21 protein-coding genes, 1 tRNA gene, 1 other RNA gene, 1 riboswitch and 1 other annotated feature are annotated in these 22,168 nt (G+C 30.4%); of the genes, 17 read left to right on the top strand and 6 right to left on the bottom strand.

Translation table 11 applies throughout. The features are described 5' to 3' along the window. Window positions 1–33: 33 nt before the first annotated feature. The gene (gene rfaE2 / locus HMPREF9083_RS00615; protein ID WP_007554308.1) at window positions 34–1,482 is read left to right on the top strand and encodes a D-glycero-beta-D-manno-heptose 1-phosphate adenylyltransferase; all 1,449 of its coding nucleotides are present in this window, start codon (window positions 34–36) and stop codon (window positions 1,480–1,482) included. 62 nt (window positions 1,483–1,544) lie between these two features. On the opposite strand, the gene HMPREF9083_RS00610 is transcribed toward rfaE2, so the two are convergent. Beyond that, entirely contained in the window at window positions 1,545–2,774 is a 1,230-nt protein-coding gene (locus HMPREF9083_RS00610; protein WP_256998169.1) for an MFS transporter, read from the bottom strand. A 62-nt stretch (window positions 2,775–2,836) separates the two neighbouring features. Here HMPREF9083_RS00610 and HMPREF9083_RS00605 point away from each other — a divergent pair, with 62 nt between their 5' ends. After that, entirely contained in the window at window positions 2,837–3,442 is a 606-nt protein-coding gene (locus HMPREF9083_RS00605; RefSeq protein ID WP_007554611.1) for a ribonuclease H1 domain-containing protein, read from the top strand. A 47-nt stretch (window positions 3,443–3,489) separates the two neighbouring features. On the opposite strand, the gene HMPREF9083_RS00600 is transcribed toward HMPREF9083_RS00605, so the two are convergent. The 3 genes from HMPREF9083_RS00600 to HMPREF9083_RS00590 are packed head-to-tail and all read right to left on the bottom strand — an operon-like array spanning window position 3,490 to window position 5,984. Beyond that, entirely contained in the window at window positions 3,490–4,299 is an 810-nt protein-coding gene (locus tag HMPREF9083_RS00600; RefSeq protein WP_007555441.1) for a MetQ/NlpA family ABC transporter substrate-binding protein, read from the bottom strand. A gap of 13 nt (window positions 4,300–4,312) precedes the next feature. Further along, complete coding sequence (locus HMPREF9083_RS00595) at window positions 4,313–4,966, bottom strand: methionine ABC transporter permease (RefSeq protein WP_007555440.1); 654 nt, start codon at window positions 4,964–4,966, stop codon at window positions 4,313–4,315. Beyond that, window positions 4,947–5,984, bottom strand: a complete 1,038-nt coding sequence (locus tag HMPREF9083_RS00590) for a methionine ABC transporter ATP-binding protein (protein WP_007555439.1) — start codon at window positions 5,982–5,984, stop codon at window positions 4,947–4,949. The genes HMPREF9083_RS00595 and HMPREF9083_RS00590 overlap by 20 nt, the downstream gene beginning before the upstream one ends. Before the next feature lie 58 nt (window positions 5,985–6,042). After that, window positions 6,043–6,141: riboswitch (SAM riboswitch) on the bottom strand. Between the two features lie 177 nt (window positions 6,142–6,318). On the opposite strand from HMPREF9083_RS00590, the gene HMPREF9083_RS00585 reads away from it, so the two are divergent. From HMPREF9083_RS00585 to rplT, 5 genes are all read left to right on the top strand, one after another. Beyond that, the gene (locus HMPREF9083_RS00585) at window positions 6,319–6,627 is read left to right on the top strand and encodes a YerC/YecD family TrpR-related protein (RefSeq protein WP_007554528.1); all 309 of its coding nucleotides are present in this window, start codon (window positions 6,319–6,321) and stop codon (window positions 6,625–6,627) included. Between the two features lie 39 nt (window positions 6,628–6,666). Continuing rightward, window positions 6,667–6,876, top strand: a binding site (T-box leader). A 35-nt stretch (window positions 6,877–6,911) separates the two neighbouring features. Further along, window positions 6,912–8,816 carry a threonine--tRNA ligase gene (gene thrS / locus HMPREF9083_RS00580; RefSeq protein WP_007554514.1) on the top strand — a complete coding sequence of 635 codons (1,905 nt, stop codon included), beginning with the start codon at window positions 6,912–6,914 and terminating at the stop codon, window positions 8,814–8,816. A 171-nt stretch (window positions 8,817–8,987) separates the two neighbouring features. Further along, window positions 8,988–9,512 carry a translation initiation factor IF-3 gene (infC, locus tag HMPREF9083_RS00575; protein WP_007554529.1) on the top strand — a complete coding sequence of 175 codons (525 nt, stop codon included), beginning with the start codon at window positions 8,988–8,990 and terminating at the stop codon, window positions 9,510–9,512. A gap of 17 nt (window positions 9,513–9,529) precedes the next feature. Then, window positions 9,530–9,730: a 50S ribosomal protein L35 gene (rpmI, locus tag HMPREF9083_RS00570; RefSeq protein ID WP_007555438.1), complete on the top strand. Its 201-nt coding sequence runs from the start codon at window positions 9,530–9,532 to the stop codon at window positions 9,728–9,730. Between the two features lie 23 nt (window positions 9,731–9,753). Beyond that, window positions 9,754–10,104 carry a 50S ribosomal protein L20 gene (gene rplT, locus HMPREF9083_RS00565; protein ID WP_007554585.1) on the top strand — a complete coding sequence of 117 codons (351 nt, stop codon included), beginning with the start codon at window positions 9,754–9,756 and terminating at the stop codon, window positions 10,102–10,104. Between the two features lie 145 nt (window positions 10,105–10,249). Here rplT and HMPREF9083_RS00560 read toward each other — a convergent pair. Continuing rightward, a tRNA-Ser gene (locus HMPREF9083_RS00560) sits at window positions 10,250–10,338 on the bottom strand. A 4-nt stretch (window positions 10,339–10,342) separates the two neighbouring features. Further along, window positions 10,343–10,792 carry a nucleoside deaminase gene (locus HMPREF9083_RS00555; protein ID WP_007555437.1) on the bottom strand — a complete coding sequence of 150 codons (450 nt, stop codon included), beginning with the start codon at window positions 10,790–10,792 and terminating at the stop codon, window positions 10,343–10,345. Window positions 10,793–10,966: 174 nt separating this feature from the next. Between HMPREF9083_RS00555 and HMPREF9083_RS00550 the strand changes: the two genes are divergently transcribed. The 10 genes from HMPREF9083_RS00550 (at window position 10,967) to HMPREF9083_RS00510 (ending at window position 22,110) form a co-directional block, all read left to right on the top strand. Then, window positions 10,967–11,413: a YbjN domain-containing protein gene (locus tag HMPREF9083_RS00550; RefSeq protein WP_007554555.1), complete on the top strand. Its 447-nt coding sequence runs from the start codon at window positions 10,967–10,969 to the stop codon at window positions 11,411–11,413. A 113-nt stretch (window positions 11,414–11,526) separates the two neighbouring features. Continuing rightward, window positions 11,527–13,518 (top strand): single-stranded-DNA-specific exonuclease RecJ, encoded by a 1,992-nt coding sequence (gene recJ / locus HMPREF9083_RS00545; protein WP_007555436.1) that lies wholly within the window; start codon window positions 11,527–11,529, stop codon window positions 13,516–13,518. Window positions 13,519–13,527: 9 nt separating this feature from the next. After that, the gene (locus tag HMPREF9083_RS00540; protein ID WP_007555435.1) at window positions 13,528–15,879 is read left to right on the top strand and encodes a RelA/SpoT family protein; all 2,352 of its coding nucleotides are present in this window, start codon (window positions 13,528–13,530) and stop codon (window positions 15,877–15,879) included. Between the two features lie 10 nt (window positions 15,880–15,889). Next, window positions 15,890–16,336 carry a D-aminoacyl-tRNA deacylase gene (gene dtd, locus HMPREF9083_RS00535; protein ID WP_007555434.1) on the top strand — a complete coding sequence of 149 codons (447 nt, stop codon included), beginning with the start codon at window positions 15,890–15,892 and terminating at the stop codon, window positions 16,334–16,336. 7 nt (window positions 16,337–16,343) lie between these two features. Further along, window positions 16,344–16,979 (top strand): MBL fold metallo-hydrolase, encoded by a 636-nt coding sequence (locus HMPREF9083_RS00530; protein WP_007555433.1) that lies wholly within the window; start codon window positions 16,344–16,346, stop codon window positions 16,977–16,979. A 1-nt stretch (window position 16,980) separates the two neighbouring features. Continuing rightward, entirely contained in the window at window positions 16,981–18,024 is a 1,044-nt protein-coding gene (locus HMPREF9083_RS00525; protein ID WP_007555432.1) for an AI-2E family transporter, read from the top strand. Between the two features lie 19 nt (window positions 18,025–18,043). Then, window positions 18,044–18,493, top strand: coding sequence for a Fur family transcriptional regulator (locus HMPREF9083_RS00520; RefSeq protein WP_035062772.1), 450 nt, complete (start codon window positions 18,044–18,046; stop codon window positions 18,491–18,493). A 217-nt stretch (window positions 18,494–18,710) separates the two neighbouring features. Continuing rightward, window positions 18,711–20,510: an aspartate--tRNA ligase gene (aspS, locus tag HMPREF9083_RS00515; protein ID WP_007555430.1), complete on the top strand. Its 1,800-nt coding sequence runs from the start codon at window positions 18,711–18,713 to the stop codon at window positions 20,508–20,510. Window positions 20,511–20,574: 64 nt separating this feature from the next. Next, window positions 20,575–20,751, top strand: a non-coding RNA gene (ssrS, locus tag HMPREF9083_RS06200) — 6S RNA. A 51-nt stretch (window positions 20,752–20,802) separates the two neighbouring features. After that, window positions 20,803–22,110, top strand: a complete 1,308-nt coding sequence (locus tag HMPREF9083_RS00510; protein WP_007555429.1) for a replication-associated recombination protein A — start codon at window positions 20,803–20,805, stop codon at window positions 22,108–22,110. Window positions 22,111–22,168: the final 58 nt, after the last annotated feature.

The following is a 22,168-nucleotide window of genomic DNA, read 5'->3' as shown; positions in this document are numbered from 1 at the left end:
ATGTTAATTTATTAATAAATGAGGTTTTATTAAATGAAAAGATTTTCATGGCTTGATGTAACAAGTCGGATTAATATAGCTGTTGTAGGTGACATAATGATGGATCGATATGTCAGGGGACGTGTAAATCGCATATCTGAAGAAGCACCTGTGCCTATATCAATATTCGAATCCTCGGAAAATATATTGGGCGGTGCTGCCAATACTGCTGCAAATGTAAAAGCCTTAGGTTGTAATGTGTACTTATCCGGAATGTTGGGTCAGGATAAAACCAAAGATGAAGTTTTAAATCTTCTTGATGATAAAAATATAAATAGAGACGCAGTTTTTGTAAGAAAAAATCATTATACAACAGTAAAAACAAGGTTTTTAAATAACAGTCAACAAATTATGCGTTTGGATAATGAAGAAAAATTGAAAATTTCAGAAGCAGAATCTGACAATATCTTATTATGGCTTGAAAGTTTATGTGAAAATTTGAATTCGGTAATTATATCTGATTACGGTAAAGGTGTAGTATCAAATGAATTAACATGTAATATAATTTCATTGTGTAATAAAAGAAATATTCCTGTTTTAATAGATCCAAAAGGAATCGAGTGGGAAAAATATTCAAATGCATTTGCCTTGACTCCAAATGTAAAAGAACTTTCAAAATATTGTGGATATTTAATAGAAAATAAAGATGAAAGTATTGTTGAAGCAGGGGAAAAAATTCGTAAAAAGTTAAACTTGGACTATTTAATAGTAACGCGTTCGGAGAAAGGTATAACTTGCATAGGGGAAAATAAAATTATTCATTGTCCTGCATTTGCAAAAGATGTATTTGATGTTTCGGGTGCTGGAGATACAGTAATCAGTATAATTGCAACTGCAATTGCATGTGGAGTTGAAATGTCGGAAATACTGGAGGCAGCGAATATAGCTGCAAGTATTGCTATTTCACACGTAGGTACATATCAAGTTAAAAAATCCGAATTAGAAAATTATTGTGGAGATTTCAAAGACTTTAAAAGTGTTTTCAATCAAAATGAAATGGATGAATTTATAAAATTAATAAAAAAGTGGAAAAATGAAGGTGAAAAAATAGTATTTACAAATGGATGCTTTGATTTATTGCATAGAGGACATGTGACTTATTTAAAAAAAGCCGCACAATTAGGTACACGATTTGTAGTCGGTGTAAATTCCGACAAATCCGTTAGCAGATTGAAAGGTAAAAAACGTCCTATACAAAACATTGAAGATAGAGTATACATACTTAATGAATTACCTTATATTGATGCTATAGTAGTATTTGATGAAGACACTCCGCTAAATTTGATTTCCTTATTAAAACCTGATGTTTTGGTAAAAGGCGGAGATTATAAAAAAGATGAAATTGTAGGGAAAAATTATGCAAAAGAAGTTATTGTAATTCCTTTTGTAGAAAACTGTTCAACAACGAATATAATAAATAAAATTTTAAAAATTAATAAATAACATAAAAAAACTGCACTTTTAAAATCAGCTATAATTTTAGGAGTGCAGTTTAAAATTTTGAATTAGTTGCATTTTATGTTTATTTTATTTGAAATTTGTTTTTTATAAAAAAAGACTAAAAATGTTATAAATACAGCATCAATTAAACCTGTTAAAAATAATCCTAAAGATGTTCCGAAGCTTTCTAACATCGAACTTACAAATAAACTGCCGAAAGGGGCACTTCCCAGATAAACAAATGTGTATAAACTCATAATTCTGCCCAAGTAATTTTTATTAGATGCAATTTGAATCGCAGTATTACAATTAACAAGGAAAAGTGTTACACTGAATCCCATAAAAATAAAAATTGTTATTGATATAAAGAAATTACTTATATAACTTACCGCCGACAGTTCAAGTCCGCAAAGAATAGCATTTATAAAAACCCATTTTTGGCTTAATTGTGTTTTTGCAGCAGCGGATATTAATCCTCCAATCATTGATCCGGTACCGAAACCGAAAAGAATAAACCCGAATCCGTTTACACCTGCATGTAAGACTCTATCTGCAAGTAACGGTCCGTATGAACCGAAGTTTAAGATTAATCCGCTAACTATAGCCAAAGCTATTAAATTGCATAAAATTATAGGTTTTGATTTTGCATGTGTTATGCCTTTTTTTATTTCTTGCGTTGCATTTTTTGTAATTGATGTGCTTATAGAAGATTGTGCTTTCATTTTTTTATATGCAATGAGTACGGGTATTATTGAAAGCGCATTTAAGAAAAAAATGATATCATAAGGAAAGAAATTTATAAGAAAAGCTGCTAATAAAGGACCAATCATTCTTGTTAAATTGAAATTTGTGGAGTTTAAACTTATTGCACTGTGAAGAGCATCTTTTCCGACAATATCAGGAAGAAAAGACAATCTTGTAGGCATGTCTATTGAATCTATTGTTCCTACAACGAATGCAAAGAATAAAATCCAATAATAATTTGCATGTCCGCTTAAAATAAGTATTCCTAAGCAAACAGATTGGATGATATACATACATTGTGTAACGGTTAAAATTTTTTTCTTGTCATGTCTGTCAATCCAGAAACCTATGAAAAGTGAAAAAATAAAACTTGGTAAAAATTGTACCGCTCCGAGTACACCAAGTAAAAATGCGGAATTTGTAATTTCATAAACAAGCCATTGTTGTGCCGTAAGTTGCATCCAAAATCCGATTAAAGCAACCCATTGACTTGACCAATATAACCTATAGTCCCTTACTTCAAGGGCAGGAAATTTGCTTATAAGATTCATTTTCACCTCTAAAATTATACTTTGATAAGAATATAATAGCATAAATTTGAAAGGATATATAAATGGCAAATAAAAAGAAATTATTTTATGCAGTTAAAGTAGGAAGAAATGTAGGAATATTTTCAGATTGGGAAATATGTAAACAACAAGTTATTGGTTATCCCAATGCTGTATATAAAGGTTTTTATAATAAAAAAGATGCTGAAGAATTTTTGTTTGAAAATAATTCTATAAAAGAAGAAAGTAATGAAAATAATATAATTGCATATGTAGACGGTTCTTATATACCTTCAAAACCGGAATGTTTTTCTTTCGGAGTGGTTTTAATTGAAAATGGAAAAATTGAAAAATATTCAAAAAAAATCATCAACAAAGAAGAAGCAATGATGCGAAATGTTGCAGGAGAAGTTTATGGGGCAATGTATGCAATAAATTTATGTTTAGAAAGAAAAGGTAAAGTGCTTAATTTATATTATGATTATACAGGTATAGAAAAGTGGTGTACGGGTGAATGGAAAGCAAATAAAATATTAACTAAAAAACTTAAATTATTTTATGAAACAATAAAAGATAAAATAGATATAAGATTTCATAAAGTCGAAAGTCATACGGGTGTTAAATATAATGATTTGGCGGATTCTCTTGCAAAAGACGCCTTATTTAATTAAAAAAGCATTTTCCTAAATCGTTAATGATTTGAGGAAAATGCTTTTTATTAATTCCATGCAGCTTCTATTGTACCTTTGAATGTTTCTTTTATAAATTGTTTTACTGCGTCGGATTGATATGCAGATACAAATGTTTTGTAGTTTTCATTATCTTTATCTTTTGCACGTGTAGCAATTATCATTACTGCAAGGGGATTGTCTTTATCTTCAAAGAAAATACCTTTTTCTTGTGGAGATATTCCGGCACTTTGTACAAAATTCATTGTAATAACTGAAGCATCAACATCATCTAAGCTTCTTGGTAATTGCGCTGCTTCTATTTCTTTAAAATTCAAATTTTTCGGATTAGAAACTATATCAGCAGGAGTAGCTTTTATTCCAACGCCTTCTTTTAATTTAATTAAACCTGCCTGTTCAAGTAATTGTAATCCTCTACCTTCATTGGTAGGGTCATTTGGAATTGAAACAGTTGCATTATCAGGTATATCATTTACATTCTTGTAATTGTTGCTATAAATACCCATTCTCATCAAAATAGCATTTCCTATATTAACTAAATCAGTATTATGCTGTTTGTTAAAATTTTCAAGAAAGGGCTTATGTTGATATACAGCGATATCTATGTCGCCATCTGATAAGGCCTGATCCGGAGTAATATAATCTGAAAATTCTTTTACATGTATAGTCAGACCATGTTTTTCCGCTTCTTTTGCTGCTGCTTCTACTACTTGCGCATGTGGACCGGCAGTTGCACCTACTGTAATTTCATTTTTAGTTGAGGATGCGGAACCACATCCTGATAATAAAATGGCTGCAGATAATATTGCAATGCCTCCTAATAAAAACTTCTTTTTCATAAAATAACCTCCATTATTTTTTATTCGTTTTACGTGATAAGTAGTTTCCTGCGAATTGAACAAGTTGAACTATCACGATTAACACTATTATTGTGACAATCATAACGTCTGCTTGAAAACGTTGATATCCGTAACGTATAGCAAGATCTCCAAGACCGCCGCCGCCAATTGTACCTGCCATTGCACTGGTTCCTATAAGAGTTACTATAACAACCGTTATATTTTCTATCATTGAGGGTAATGCTTCAGGAATAATTACTTTTTTTATAATTTGCAAAGGTGAAGCGCCCATAGATTTTGCTGCTTCAATCAATCCTACAGGAATTTCACGCACTGAAGTCTCTATTAATCTTGCAGTATAAGGTATAGATGCAATTGTTAATGGAATTATTGCTGCATTCGTTCCGATTGATGTTCCTGCAATCATTCGAGTTATAGGAATAATTGCTACCATAAGAATTATAAAAGGTATTGACCGAATTATATTTACTATAAACGATAACGGTTTATTGCAAAATGAACATGAAAGAATTTTTCCTTTTTCAGTAACTACAAGCAATATACCTAAAGGTATGCCAATAACTGCAGATAAAAGAGAGGAAACAAACAACATGTATAAAGTTTCTGCCAATGATTTAAATAAAAGATTAATTATTATTGGAGACATACCCTAAGACCTCACTTTCTATAGGAAGTGTTTTCAAATATTTAAATGAGTTTTCTACATTATTTTCAGCGCCGTCAAGTAAAATAATTAATGTTCCAAACGGTGTTTCTTGAATGTAATCGATATTAGCATATAATATACTGACATTTAAATTATAAAAACGAATTAAATGCTCAATAATAGGTTCATTTGTGACAGCACCTTTAAATGATAATGAGAGTACCATTTTATCGCCTGCAGCATGTTTTGTTTTTATCATGCTATAAAATTCTGAATCTTCAGGTAAGTTTAAACTTGTTGAACCTATAAATTTTTTTAGCGTTTCAGTTTTTGGATTGCTGAAAAGATTTATTACAGAGCCTTCTTCTATAATTTTTCCGTTTTCTATTACAGCTACATGATTTGCTATTTTTTTAATAACTTCCATTTGATGAGTTATTAAAATTATTGTTATTCCAAGTTTTTTGTTTATTTCTTTTAATAAATCTAAAATTGATTTTACAGTTTCAGGATCAAGTGCACTTGTAGCTTCATCCGATAAGAGAATGGAAGGTTGAGTTATTAATGCTCTTGCTATTCCTACACGTTGTTTTTGTCCTCCTGAAAGTTGTGAAGGATATTTATTTTTATGATTTGTCAAGCCTACTAATTCAAGCATTGAATTTATGCGTTTTTCTTGCTCTTCTTTAGGTGTATTTGATAATTCTAAAGGGAAAGCGATATTCTTATATACGGTACGATTTGAAAGAAGGTTGAAGTGTTGAAAAATCATTCCGATTTTTTTTCTTTCATTACGTAATTCTTTTTCTGATAATTTAGTAATATCTTTACCGTTTATGATAACTTCTCCCGATGTAGGAGTTTCAAGCATGTTTATGCAACGTATTAAGGTAGATTTACCGGCACCTGATTGGCCGATAATTCCAAATATTTCACCTTCTTTTATTTTTATATTTATATCGTTTAAAGCATTAGTTTTATTATCATAAGTTTTATAAACATTTTTCAGTTCTATCATGCGTTCTCCTTATAAATTTAATAAAAAAACTTTCAACGGAATGATGAAAGTTGTTTAATGTTCATCTTTCGGGAAATCCGATGGAATTGGCACCGTTTCAGTATGAATGGTTGCCGTAGCTTCATAGGGCCAATCCCTCAGCTACTCTTGATGAAATATTCAGTTGTTGTAAAGTTAGCTTATATTACTATTTATTTTCAAATGTGTCAATAGTTTTTATATTAGATTTTGATATAGTTTTGATATAGTTTTGATATAGTTTTGATATAGTTTTGATATAGTTTTATTTAATGATATAATCAATTAAAGAGATGTTTAAATAAAGGAGTATGCTATGGGAGTAAATCAGCGTTTAGTAAATCCTATTACAGACAAACTTTTTGATGCTATACTTATGCTTGAATCAAGAGAAGAATGTTATGAATTTTTTGAAGATTTATGCACTATAAGTGAATTGAAAGATATGTCGCAACGATTAGAAGTTGCAAGACTTTTAAAAGAAGGTGCAAAATACGATAAAATAGAAGAAAGTACCGGGGTAAGCACAGCAACTATTTCACGTGTGAAAAAATGTTTGAAATATGGTGCTGACGGATATGTAAAAATTTTGAAAAGAATGGAAGAGGCTTCTGACGATAAATAATTTAACTTGACAATACAATAATAAAGTTTTATATTATTGTTAAATGTAATGAAAGAGAAATGCGTTACAAATGAAATTATTAGAGAGTCTGTGGTTGGTGGGAACAGATAATTTTTTTGTAGACGATACCGCTCTTGAACAGAAAATTTGAAATTAAGTAGAATTTTCCGGTTTGCATCGTTATTTGCTTAGGAGAGAAGCATTTGCTTTAATTGGGTGGAACCGCGGAATTTAACTTTCGTCCCTTGAGGACGAAAGTTTTTTATTTTTAAAGGAGTGTAATTATGATTACTATTGAATTGAAAGACGGGAGTAAATTAAGTTTTGAAGAACCGATTACTCTGTTTGAAGTTGCAAAAAAAATTTCACGAAGCTTAGCTAAAGAAGCACTTGTTGCAAAAGTTGACGGTAATGTTACAGATTTAAGAAATTTAATAAAAGATGGTACAAAAATTGAGTTTTGCACAAAAAATGATCCTGAAGGTTTGGCTGCATTAAGACACACTGCTGCGCATGTTATGGCACAAGCCATACAGCATTTATATCCGGGAACAAAATTTGCTATAGGACCTGCAATATCTACCGGATTTTATTATGATATAGAATCTGAACACGTATTTAAACAGGAAGATTTTCCTGCCATTGAAAAAGAAATGTCAAAGATAATTAAGCAAAATTTACATCTTGATAAAAAAGTGGTTTCAAGAAAAGAAGCTTTGGATTTCTTTAAAAATAAAGAGCAAGATTACAAAATCTTATTAATTAATGATATGCCTGAAGATACAGAACTTTCTATCTATACACAAGGTGATTATGATGATTTATGTCGAGGCGGTCATGTAGATAATACAGGTAAAATTAAAGCTTTTAAGCTCTTAAGTGTTGCAGGTGCTTATTGGCGTGGTGACGAAAATAATGTTATGCTTCAACGTATTTACGGTACAGCATTTTTTAATAAAGAAGACCTGGAACATTTCCTATTTGTTCGTAGCGAAGCTGAAAAGCGTGATCATCGTAAATTAGGTAAACAATTAGATTTATTCAGTTTTCATGAGGAAGGTCCGGGATTTCCATTCTTTCATCCAAAGGGAATGGTTATAAGGAATTTGCTTATTGATTATGAACGCGAATTGTTTAGAAAATATGGGTACGAAGAAATAGTTACACCTATTATTTTATCTAAAAATCTTTGGCTGCAGTCAGGTCATTGGGATCACTATAGAGAAAACATGTATTTTACAAAAATAGATAACGAAGACTATGCAGTTAAACCTATGAATTGTCCCGGTGGAATATTATATTTTAAGACACAACAAAGAAGTTATCGTGATTTACCTAAACGTGTGGGTGAATTCGGTTTAGTTCATCGTCATGAATTACATGGTGCTTTACATGGTTTATTCCGTGTAAGAAATTTTACTCAAGATGATGCACATATATTTATGACACCTAAAGATATGGAAAGTGAAGTTATTTCCGTAGTAAATATGTTTAAAGAATTGTATGATGTTTTCGGACTTAAATATCATATTGAGTTATCTACAAGACCTGAAAATTCTATGGGTTCAGATGAACTTTGGGAAATTGCTACAAATGCATTAAGAAATGCAATTGAGAGTACAAACGTTTCATACAGAATAAATGAGGGGGATGGTGCGTTTTACGGTCCGAAATTGGATTTCCATATAGAAGATTCATTAGGACGTACATGGCAATGTGGAACAATTCAAATGGATATGCAATTACCTGAACGTTTTGATGTAACTTACGTAGGAGAAGATGGTGAAAAACATCGTGCAGTTATGATTCATCGTGCAGGATATGGTTCATTAGAACGTTTTATAGGTATATTAATCGAACATTACGCAGGTGCTTTCCCGACTTGGTGTGCGCCTGTTCAAGTTAAAATTATTCCGGTTTCAGAAAATTATCATAATTATGCTCAAGAAGTATATAAAAAGATGTTTGAACAAGGTATACGTGTAGAAATAGATAAAGGTAACGATACCTTGGGATATAAAATAAGAAAAGCACAAATGGAAAAAATTCCTTACATGGTTGTTGTAGGAGAAAAAGAATCAAATTCAGGAAATATATCAGTAAGAAGTAGAGAAAAAGGTGATGAAGGAACTGTAGATATAAATAAATTTATTGAGCTTATATTAAATAAGATGAAGGAAAGAAAATAATGTAAAGCTTGACAAAAGTTATATGTAAATGTTAATATTTGTATGTTATTGCAAGCAGAAGTCATCCGCTTCTCACCTTACAAGACGAAAAGTTACTAAGGTATTGAAAGGAATTTAAAGCGGGCGATTTGTTTCGTCCGTTTTTTACTTGCAATAGAATGTATATTCTAAATGGAGGTGAAAACAATAGCAAAGGAACTTAACATCAATGAACAAATTCGTGCTCGTGAAGTACGAGTTGTTACTGATGAAAATGAGCAATTAGGAATAATGAATATTGGTGATGCTTTAGCTGAAGCTGACGATAGAGGACTTGATTTAGTTGAAGTTGCTCCTAATGGAAGGCCACCGGTATGTCGTATTATGAATTACGGTAAATATCGTTATGAACAGCAAAAGCGTGAAAAAGAAGAAAAGAAAAAGCAAAAAGTTTTTCAAGTAAAAGAAGTAAAACTTCGTCCCAATATTGAAGATCACGATTTTTATGTTAAGTTAAAAAGTGCGCAACGTTTTTTATCCGATGGAAATAAGGTTAAAGTAACAATTATGTTCAGAGGTAGAGAAATGACGCATCCCGAGCTTGGGAGTAATGTGCTTGAACGTGTAATTAAAGAATTAGGTGATAAAATAATTTGCGAAAAATCACCTAAACTTGAAGGTCGTAATATGACGATGGTAATTGCACCTAAAGCTTAAAAAAGGAGAATAATGATATGCCAAAGATGAAAACCTGCCGTTCCGCGGCTAAACGTTTTAAAGTTACAGGATCAGGTCAAATTAAGAGAAATAAGGCTTTCCGTAGCCATATTCTTGAAAAGAAATCTCCAAAGAGAAAGAGAAATTATAGAAAAGCAGCATTAATTTCGAAGGCTGATTACAAACGTATAGCGAAATTATTGCCTAAGAACTTTTAATTGAAAAAAGGAGGAATTCGAGAATGGCAAGAGTAAAAAGCGGAATTACAAGTCACGCTAGACATAAGAAAATTTTGAAGTTGGCTAAAGGATACAGAGGTGCACGTCATGCACAATTTAGAAAAGCCAATGAATTAGTTATGAAAGCTCTTTACTATGCAAGAAGAGATCGTAGAGCAAAGAAGAGAGAATTTCGTAAACTTTGGATTGTTCGTATTAATGCAGCAGCTCGTCAAAACGGTATTAATTACAGTACATTAATTTCAGGTTTGACAAGAGCAGGTGTAGAAGTTAATCGTAAAATGATGAGTGAGTTAGCTATCAGCGATCCGGCAGGATTTACAAAACTTGTAGAAATTGCAAAAAATGCATAATAAAAATGTGATTATATAACAAATACCGGGATAAGGATATATTTCTTTACCCCGGTATTTGTTATATATAAAAAAGCTCGCAACAATGCGAGCTTATAACGCTTATCTACTTACTTGAACTTTATGTTACTTTGCAAAAAGTGAATGGCGGAGCGGGTGGGATTCGAACCCACGGTACCCTAAGGTACAACTGATTTCGAGTCAGCCCCGTTATGACCACTTCGATACCGCTCCATATTTAACGTATTTTGTTTTTAAAAAAATCACATACCAATTGTTTACAAGTGTTTTCTTCAATTCCTGATACGACAGATAAAGTATGATTCATCGATGAATCTTTACCTATTTTATATTTTGAGATAATGCCGCCATATAAATCATTAAAAGCACCGAAAACTAATCGATCAATGCGTGAGTGCATAATAGCACCGGCACACATAGGACACGGCTCTATGGTAACATAAAGAGTGCAACCCGTCAAACGAGAGGTATTTAGTAATTTAGAAGCTTTTTTTATGGCAAGTATCTCTGCATGATCAAAAATATTTTTGTTTTTTTCGCATTCATTATAACTGTTTGCAATAATAATATCTTTATAAGTTATTATTGCGCCTATAGGCATTTCATTATTCATATAGGCCTTTTTAGCTTCTTGGATAGCAAGTGTCATATAATCTTTATCATTCATAATTAGCCTCTATTTATATTTAGATTTTTATAATCAAATAAATGATAGCATAATGTTTTAGTTGCAACAATAAGTGAAAAAATAATATCCTTAAAAGAACTTGTACTGGATTATTTTAAAATAACGATGTACAATAAAAGAAAATTAGAATAAATATTATAGAGAGGTATATTTATGGAAAAAGAAAATCGCAAAAATTTAAAAGGTGAAAAATTTGAAAAATTCTTAAAAGAAAAAGAGATTAAATTTTTCTCTGTTGAAGAAGGAACGGACGCTAACAATACAAAAATATTTCGTTCTTTCATAGAAACTGAAGGACAAAGATTGCCGACAGTTATTATTACAGATAATACATTGTACAGTATTATAAGAGTTCAACTTATTCCATCTGTTGTAAAAGATGATAATAAAGCTGAAATATTGGAATATTTGAATAAATTGAATAGAAGCTATAAGGTTTTTAAATATGTAGTATCTGAAGATGGTTCAGTATTTTTAGATGCATGCATACCATGTACTGAAGATGGATTTGATGCAGAAGTTATTTGGGTGATTTTAGAAGTAATAGTTGATCACTTACAAGAAGAATTTAAAAAAATAATGAAAGAAATTTGGGACTAAACGAAAAAGCAACTCTGAAAAGAGTTGCTTTTTAAATGATAACAAAATATAGAAAGTGAGAATTAAACGTGCTAAAATAAAATAAGAAAATAATTATAAGGAAAGTTAAAATCATGTCTAAGTATAAATGGAATTTAGAAGAAAAAAATAAAGAAGTGGCAGTAATACCTGATTTTTTTAAAAAAGAAAATATTTCCGATGCATTGGCAAGAATAATGATAAGAAGAGGTATAAACAGTGAAGATATACTGATTCCTTTTCTTCATGGTAGTTTAAATGAACTTGAAAATCCATTTGTAATGAAAGGAATGAAAAGTGCAGTTGATCGAATTTTAATTGCAATAAATAAAAATGAAAATATTGTAATTTTTGGAGATTATGATGTTGACGGTATTACTTCAACATCTATTTTATATCGTTTCTTTAAAAATTTAGGTGTAAACGTAGGTTATTACATACCTGATAGAGAAACTGAAGGGTATGGACCTAATGTTAATGCGATAAATAATTTAGCAAAAAAATATGATTTACTTATAACGGTAGATTGTGGTATAGCCGCTGCCAAAATTTTTAAAGAAGCATCAAAAGATATAGATGTAATTGTCACAGATCATCATATGCCTCCTGATGAGCTTCCGGATGTTATTTCAGTAATAGATCCGCATCAAAAAGATTGTGAATATCATTTTAGTGAAATGGCAGGTTGTGGAGTTGCTTATTCTTTATGTAGAGCTATTTATTTAAAAAAGTTCAATAAAGATTATTTTAACGATATAGAATTAGTTGCATTAGGTACAATTGCCGATGTAGTTTCTTTAACAGATGAAAACAGAATATTTGTAAAAGAAGGATTAAAACGTTTAATAAATACTGAAAATAAAGGCCTTAAAGCATTATTATATGAAACAGGAATTTTAAAAGAAAACGAAGAAAATCAGAAAAAAATGATACGTTCAGAAAATATATCATTTATTATTGCACCGAGATTAAACGCGGCAGGAAGAATAAATCACGCAAAAATTGGGGTTGAACTTCTTACGTCAACAAATGATTGTAAAGCAAAAGAGTTGGCGAAAAAACTTTGTGAAATAAACTCTGAACGTCAAAAAATAGAGCGTGAAATTTACGGATATGCTCAAGATATTGTGAAAAAGAAAGATTTGTCCAAAGAAAAAACTATTGTTATTGCAGGTGAAAATTGGCATCCGGGAGTAATAGGAATTGTAGCATCAAGACTTTTAGATACTTACAATAAACCTTCTTTTGTAATATCAATTAAGGGCGGTGTAGGTAAAGGTTCTTGTAGAAGTATTCCAGGATTTAATATTTATGAAGCTTTAAAAGCACATTCTGATATATTATTACAATTTGGCGGACATAAAATGGCTGCAGGATTCAGTATAAAAGAAGAAAATATTAAACTATTTGAAGAAAGAATGATTAAGTATACAAATGAAAAAATAACGGATGAAGATTGTATTCCTATACTTGAAATTGAAGAGAATATATCTTTAAATGAAATTACATTAGATTTTATTCGTTCATTAGATATATTGGAGCCTTTTGGGTGTGATAATCCTAAACCTTTATTTTTAAGTAAAGAAATTCTTGTAAATAGGACACGTAGAATAGGAAATGAAAATAAGCATTTTAAATTCAGTACTTTTAATAATAAAGAAGAAATAGAAGGTGTTTTTTGGAATTACGAAAATAATTCATTTTGCAATCAAGGACAATTGATTGATGTAGTTTATGAACCTGAAATTCATAATTGGTATGGTGAACATGTACAATTAAATTGTAAAGATATTGAAATTTCGTATGAATCTACATTAAATAGAGATATTTTGGTTAAAATATATAATAGTTTGAGAAAATGTAATATAAGAGATTTAAACGAAAATAAATTAGTTGAATTCATTTTTGAAGATGTTAATTATTCTATCAATAAAGTTGTAATAAAATTGGGTTTGAAAGTATTCGTTGAATTAGGAATTTTATCGATTTTTTATAAAAAATATGAGCTTTTTTATAAATTGAATTTCTTTAATAAAAAATTTAATCTTGAAGATTCTGAAACATATAAAAAATATAATAATTGCTAAGGTGATTTAATGAATAAAAATTTATTTCTGAATGAAGACAAAAATTTAATAGCTAATGATTTAGTAGATACAACTATATATACGGATGCATCTGCATCAAAACTTGCAGATTTTTTGATGCGACATAATCAAAAATGTGAAAATAATAAAAATCTTTCTGAAACTTATTATGAAAAAGCAATTGAAGATGCATATAAAAAATTAATTAATAGAGTTAAAAAGTATATTTCAAATCAAGATGATATAAATTTTATAAAAAAAGCATTTGAATTGGCAAATAAAGCACATTCCGGGCAAAAACGCGCAACAGGAGAGCCGTATATATTTCATCCTTTATCAGTTGCATATATTCTTTCTGAGTTAGAATTAGATAGAAATGCAATTGTGGCGGCATTATTACATGATGTAGCTGAAGATACGGATACAACTTTAGAAGATATAGAGAATCAATTTGGTAAAGAAATAGCATTTCTGGTTGATGGAGTTACAAAACTTTCGCAATTCAAGTATAAAAATAAAGAAGATCAGCAGCTTGAAAATTTCCAAAAAATGTTTTTGGCTATGGCAGAAGACGTTCGTGTAGTTATTATTAAACTTGCCGACAGATTACACAATATGAGAACACTTTGGGTTTTTCGTAAAGAAAAAAGACAACGTGTTGCTAAAGAAACAATAGAAATTTATGCCCCTCTTGCACATAGATTAGGAATATATAATATAAAATGGGAACTTGAGGATTTATGTTTTCATTACTTATATCCTGAAGATTATTATGATTTAGTTAGTCAAATGCGAGAAAAAAGACAAGTTCGTGAAGCTATTGTAGAAGATACAATGCATGTTTTAAAGGAAAAAATTGATGAAACAAATATAAAAGCGGTTATTACAGGAAGACCTAAACATTTTTATAGTATATATAAAAAAATGAAGCGTGATAATCGAGAATTATCACAAATTTATGACCTTTATGCAGTTCGTGTAATTGTAGATACTATACCGCAATGCTATGCAGTATTAGGTATAGTGCATTCTCTGTGGAAACCTTTACCGAAACGATTTAAAGATTATATTGCGGTACCAAAACCTAATATGTATCAATCTTTGCATACAACTATCATAGGTACTAAAGGACAACCTGTAGAAATTCAAATACGTACATGGGAAATGCATCATGTTTCTGAATACGGTATTGCTGCACACTGGAGATATAAAGAAGGAAATTCAAATAATTCACAAAAATTTGACTCTAAAATAGGTTGGTTGCGCAGAATTTTGGAATGGCAAGACACCGAAAATCCCAAAGAACTTATGAATGCTGTCAAATTAGACGTATTTTCTGATGAAGTATTTGTATTTACACCTAAAGGAGATGTAATAAATCTACCTAAAGGATCTACCTCTATTGATTTTGCATATCGTATACATACTGATGTAGGCAATCATTGTGTAGGAGCGAAGATTAATAATAAAATTGTTCCATTGGAAACGAAATTAAAAAACGGTGATATTGTAAGTATAGTAACTTCAAAAACAGGCAAACCGAGTTATGACTGGTTAAATATGGTTTGTGCAACAGAAAGTAAGTCAAAGATACGCAATTGGTTTAAGCGTGAAAACCGTGGAGAAAATATACGTAGAGGAATTGAGTTACTTACAGCAGAAGCAACTAAGTTAGGCTATGATTGGAAAAAAATTTATACACATGATTGTATAAATTCAGCGGCTAAAATATATTCCAATTCATCTGTAGATGATATGATGGCATCTATCGGTTACGGAGGATTATCTTCACGAAGTGTTATTTTAAAAATAATAGATTTTTATGAAAAAGATTTGAATCCGGATAAAATATTAAAACAAAAAACACTAAAAACACTTGAAGGTTTAAAGGGAAATAATAAAAATAAAACACATAGCAACGGTATTTTAGTAAAAGGTGAAAAAGATTTACTTGTAAGATTGGCAAAATGTTGTAATCCGTTACCTGGTGATCCAATTATAGGGTATGTAACAAGAGGCCGTGGAGTATCGGTACATTGTGCCGATTGTTCAAATGCACTCAATCTGTTTGAACAAGGTCGTAGAATTTATGTAGAATGGTCTAATCAAATAGTAAGTAAATTCTTAGTTAATATAGAAGTAATAAGTTATGACAGAAGTGGACTAATGTCAGAGGTATTATCTGTATTTACCGAATTGAAAATGTCAGTTTCTACTGCCAATGTAAATGTAAATGAAAACGGTGTTGCAAAAATGGATTTGGGAATACAAGTAAAAGATTTGCAACAATTAGAATATATTATGACAAAAATACGTAGAATAAAAGGTGTACGTTTTGTAAGACGTATTCATTCAAAATAAAGGAGTAAATATGCGTGCGGTAATTCAAAGATGTAATTGGGCTCGTGTAGTAAATGATGGGGTTGAAACTTCAAAAATAAGTAAGGGTATGTTGGTATTATTAGGTGTAAAAAAGGGCGACACGGAAAAGGATTGTGAATATATTTGCAATAAAATTATTAATATGCGAATTTTTGAAGATGAAAACGAAAAAATGAATAAATCATTACTTGAAAGTGGTGGAGAATTATTATTAGTTTCACAATTCACATTATATGGAGATGTAAGACATGGTAGGAGACCGGGATTTATAGAAGCTGAATTACCTGACCGTGCTAATGAATTATATGAAAAGACTGTGGAAATGTGTTCAAAATATGTTAAAGTAGGAACCGGTAAATTTCAAACAGATATGAAAGTATCTTTAGAAAATGATGGACCTGTAACTATACTTTTAGATAGTCAAAAAATGTTTTAGGTAATATATGAAAATAGAAAAAGTAATTCTTGGCCCGCTTCAAAATAATACTTATATTATTTATTTTGAAAATATAAATGAAGTTGTCGTTATAGATCCTTCTTTTGATGTTGAAAATATTTTGTCTGAAATTAAAAAATCAAACATAAAAATTAAAGCTATACTTTTAACACATGCACATATAGATCATATTGCCGGAATTTTAAAAATAAAAGAAAGTTTTCCTGATGCAAAAGTTTATATGGGAGAAAAAGAACAAAAAACACTTTTAAATTCGAATTTTAATTTATCATATTTATTTCCAGGAACGTTAATTTATGATAAAGTAGATTTTTTACTAAAAGATGGAGAAAAATTAAATTTTGGAAATGTCGAATTTGAAATAATAACAACACCGGGTCATACAATAGGAAGTATTTGTTATTATATAAAATCTGAAAATATATTATTTACAGGTGATACTTTGTTTTATAAAACAATAGGACGCTCAGATTTTCCGGGTGGTAATTTTATACAACTTGTTAACAGTATAGTAAATAGATTGTTTACATTACCTGATAATACAGATGTTATGCCCGGACATGGAATTACAACTTCTATTAAATTTGAACGTGAAAATAATCCGTTTGTAAGAGGTACTTAGTATGAGAAAAGGAACCGAGTTTTGGCTTAGAGTAACAATAGTTGTTTTTTTTGGTATTTTATTATTTTTTGCCCCTGTTGTTGTATTCCCTTTCGGAATATCACTATTTTTAGCCATACTGTTAAATCCGCTTGCTAAATTTATACAAAAAAATATATTAAAGCTTAAAATTAAATGGTTTCCATATGATTTTTCGATAATTATTTCTTTTATAGTTTTTATTACGATTGTATATTCTATCGGAGTTCATATTTTTGTACCCTTTATTAATGAATTAAGAGCATTTATAAAAAATGTTCCTGACACATTAAATGCATTACAACAGCTTATGATGTCTTTAGAAAAGAATTACTCATTAAGTCTTTTACCTCCTGAAGTTAAAACGGTTATAGCAAGAGTAATTCAAAATATAGGTGAGTATACATTAAAATTGGCACAATTCAGTATATCTGCAGTGTTTAGCGTTGCAAGCACATTACTTGAATTGATTGTCGTTCCTTTTATAACTTTTTATTTTATGAAAAAAGGTAGTGTGTTTAAAGATTTATTTATTTCTTTATTTCCTGAAAGATATAGTAATCGTTTAAATATTTTATTTTCAGAAATATATAATGTTTTGCATGCTTATATAAGAGGACAATTATTGCTTTCTGTAATTATGACTATATTTGTTTGTATAGGAATGAGTATGTTTGACATACCATATCCTTTGGTTATAGGTTTATTGGCAGGTGTTCTTGAGATGATACCTATTGTAGGACCTATTATCGGAGCATTACCACCTATAGTTTTAGGACTTCTTCAAGGCACGTCTACAGCGATTCAAGTTACTATATTTTATATTTTTGTACAGCAATTAGATGCACATTTAATTATGCCGAAATTAATGGGGTCTATAATCAAAGTACATCCTATAGTAATTATTGCCGGAGTATTAATAGGAGGACAATTATACGGTGTAATAGGAATGATGGTTTCTGTACCGTTTATAGCTGTGCTTCAAATTGTATTAAGGCATATGTGGTTTTATGAACGTTACAAATAATTCTAAAGGAAGTGTAATTATGAAAAAATCTACGGCCATGAATATTTTAAAAAAGAAAATTCGTGAACACAAATTTAAATTTACAACGCAAAGACAAACTATATTGCAAGCATTTCTTGATAGTTCTGAAAATCATTTAAGTGCAGAAGATGTGTTTGAAATAGTACATAAATCTAATCCTGAAATAGGATTGGCAACAATATATAGATCTTTGGAATTATTTACTTTTTTAGATTTATTAAAAAAGCTTGATTTTGGCGACGGTAGAAGCCGTTATGAATTAAATGATCATAATTTAGCAAATTCACATTATCATTTAATTTGCTTGAATTGTGGAAAAATTTTTGAATTTTCCAGAGATTTTATGGATGATGTAAAACATAAGATTAAAAACGAAACAGGATTTAATATTGTCGACTATCAACTTAAATTTTATGGATACTGTGAATATTGTGCTTTAAACGAATAATTACTGTTTGATTATGATTATTTACAACATTTTACATAATGTAGTAAAATGTTTATGTTATTTTAATCTAAATGATGCGATTTATTTAATATCACTAAAATTAAAATTATTACAGTACTTAAAATGTGTATATAATAATTTTGAATTTTGATATTTTCTTGCAAAAGAATTAACTAAAGGATATTATTATTAATAAATATATTGAGAGGTGCAAAACATGGAAACAATGACAGGCATGCGTAGAACTTGTGAATGTAGCAATGTATCTATTGCTGAATGCGGAAAAGAAGTTACATTGGCAGGTTGGGTTCAAACAAGACGTGATCATGGCGGTTTGATTTTTATAGATCTTAGAGATCGTTCCGGTATAGTTCAATTGGTATTCAGTCCACAACATGGTGAAGAAGCTTTCCATAAAGCGGAAGATGTTCGTTCCGAATATGTACTTGCTGTAAAAGGTGTTGTTCGCGAGCGAAGTGAAGATACAATAAATGAAAAGATGAAAAACGGTAATATTGAAGTAGTTGTATCTGAAATGAGAGTTTTAAACAAATCAAAAACACCTCCTTTTTACGTAGAGGATGGAATTGACGTAGATGAGAATATCCGTTTAAAACATCGTTATATTGATTTAAGACGTCCGGAAATGCTTAATCATTTAATTATGAGACATAAAATTGTTCATAACATAAGAGAATATATGAACAAGCATGGATATTTAGAAATTGAAACACCTATATTGACTAAGAGTACACCTGAGGGTGCTCGTGACTATTTAGTTCCTAGCAGAGTAAATCCCGGAGAATTTTTTGCATTACCGCAATCTCCACAACTTTTTAAACAATTGTTAATGGTATCAGGTGTTGAAAAATATTTCCAAATAGCAAGATGTTTTAGAGATGAAGATCTTCGTGCGGACAGACAACCTGAATTTACTCAATTGGACATAGAAGCTTCATTTGAAGATCAAGAGTACATTCTTTCATTGATGGAACGTATGATGCAGCAGTTATTTAAAGAAATATTAAATATAGATGTGCCGGTTCCATTTAAGAGAATTAAATGGGATGATGCTATGAATCTTTATGGCTCTGATAAACCTGATTTAAGATTTGACATGCATTTTTATGATGTGACAGATTTATTGCGTGAATGTGACTTCAAAGTTTTCCGTTCGATTGTAGATAACGGTGGTGTTATTAAAGCAATCAATGTTAAAGGATATTCAGATATACCTAGACGTGATTTAGATGATCTTGTTGATTATGTAGGTCGTTATGGTGCTAAGGGCATGGTTTGGATGGGATTCCAAAAAGACGGAAAATTAAAATGCCAAGTAACCAAATTCTTAGGTGAAGAAAAAGTTAGAGAAATTGGAAGATTCTGTGAAGCCGAAGAAGGTGATTTGTTATTATTAATCGCTGATAAACCCAAGATTGTTGCACATGCATTGGGAGAGTTACGATTGGAAATGGCTCGTAGAAGAAATCTCATAAATGAAAATGAATTTTGCTTCCGTTGGGTTACGGATTTCCCGATGTTCGAATATAATGAAGATGAAAAACGTTATGTAGCAGAACATCATCCGTTTACCGCACCTAGAGATGAAGATATACAATATTTAAAAACAGATCCTTCGAAAGTATATGCAAAAGCTTATGATATGGTTCTTAACGGAACTGAAATCGGTGGAGGTAGTTTGCGTATATATCAACCTGAATTACAGAAACAAGTATTTGAGGCAATAGGATTAAGTGATGAAGAAGCTGAAGAAAGATTCGGTTTCTTATTAGAAGCTTTCCAATACGGAGCACCGCCTGAATTAGGTATAGCATTCGGATTGGATCGTTTAGTTATGTTAATGCTTAAATGTAAGTCAATTAGAGATGTTATTGCGTTTCCTAAAACGCAAAGTGCAATTGATCCGTTGACTCAGGCGCCTTCAGGAGTATCTGATAAACAGTTGAGAGAACTGCACATAAAAACATCAATAAAAACAGAAAAAGATTTGTTTTAATCGGTAAACGTTTTGGTGCGTATACTTGAAAAAAAAACATACCTTTGATAAACTGAAATTAAGAAAACCCCTGCTGTGCACGTGCAGCTTTATATTTTGAACCAACACCTTTATTTAGGGAGTTCAAGTTGAATTGTGGCGTTAAAGCCCCTTAAAGGGGACTAACAAAATGTTTCAGGAGAACACCCACCTGCAATTATGCAGACTCAAAATACAGCATCAACGACATGGTGGGGATTGTGAATTATTAGCCGCTAAGGGAACTTAGCGGCTTGTTTTTATAGAGGCAATTATGGATTCTTTATTTGATATTAAACAAGATAATACTTATATTCCGCTTGCAGACAGAATGCGTCCCGATAAACTTGAAGATATTGTAGGTCAAAAAAATTCAATAGGAAGTCAATCTTTTTTATATAAAATGATTTGTAAAGATTTAGTACCGTCTTTATTATTATTCGGACCACCCGGATGCGGTAAAACAACTATTGCAAAAGTTATAGCAAGTACTACAAAATCAAATTTTATAAAGTTTAATGCTACTGAAAATGGAATTAAAGAAATTCGATTAATAGCAATAAAAGCTGAAGAAAATTTAAAATTTTATAATAAAAAGACAATTCTTTTTATAGATGAAATTCATAGATTTAATAAATCTCAACAAGATGTATTGCTTCCATATACAGAGGACGGCACCTTAACACTTATTGGAGCAACTACTGAGAATCCTTACTTTTCATTGAATCGAGCATTACTTTCGAGAATAAGATTAGTAAGACTTACAGAATTATCAATAGACGATATAATATCTATTTTAAAAAATGCTCTTACAAACAAAGACAAAGGTTTAGGAAAATATAATTATGAATATAATGAAAAAAGTTTAAAAGAAATAGCAGTTTTTGCTAATGGCGATACAAGAATTGCATTAAACTTATTAGAACAAGTCACATCATTAGTCGCTCCGAACGGAACAATAACAGAAAATTTAGTAAAAGAAGTTGCCGGCGAACAAATATTCTTATATGATAAGAAAGGTGACAATCATTATGATGTAGCTTCAGCATTTATAAAAAGTATGAGAGGCAGTGATGTAAATGCCGCACTTCATTATTTATCAAGAATGATAGAAAGTGGAGAAAAACCGGAATTTATATCAAGAAGAATAATTATATCTGCGGCAGAAGATGTAGGACTTGCCAATCCAAACGCTTTGGTATTGGCAACATCTGCAGCTGAAGCGGCAGATAGAGTAGGATTTCCTGAAGCAAGAATAATTTTATCAGAAGCTGTTATATATATTTGTCTTTCTCCCAAAAGTAATAGTGCATATAAAGCTATAAACATAGCACAAAAGCGAGAAAAAGAAACAAAAATCAGAGAAGTACCTATCCATTTAAGAGATTCTCATTATTCAGGTGCTGAAAAAATGGGATATGGAAAAGAATATAAATATCCACATGATTTTGGAGGTTGGGTAAATCAATTATATCTTCCGGAGACATTAAAACAAGATATTTATTATAAACCTATACTTAAAGGTGAAGAAAAAAAGTTATATAAAGAATGGATTTCTTTTACCAATGATAAACACGACTAAGGAGATTTTATGAATAATAAAAAGAATCATAGTTCTGTAATAAAAAGGAAAAAAATAA

Origin of the sequence: Dialister micraerophilus DSM 19965 (assembly GCF_000194985.1) — a bacterium.
GTDB lineage: Bacteria > Bacillota > Negativicutes > Veillonellales > Dialisteraceae > Dialister > Dialister micraerophilus.
Note: the sequence above shows the minus strand (reverse complement) of the source record. Positions and strands in the feature narration are given on the sequence as shown.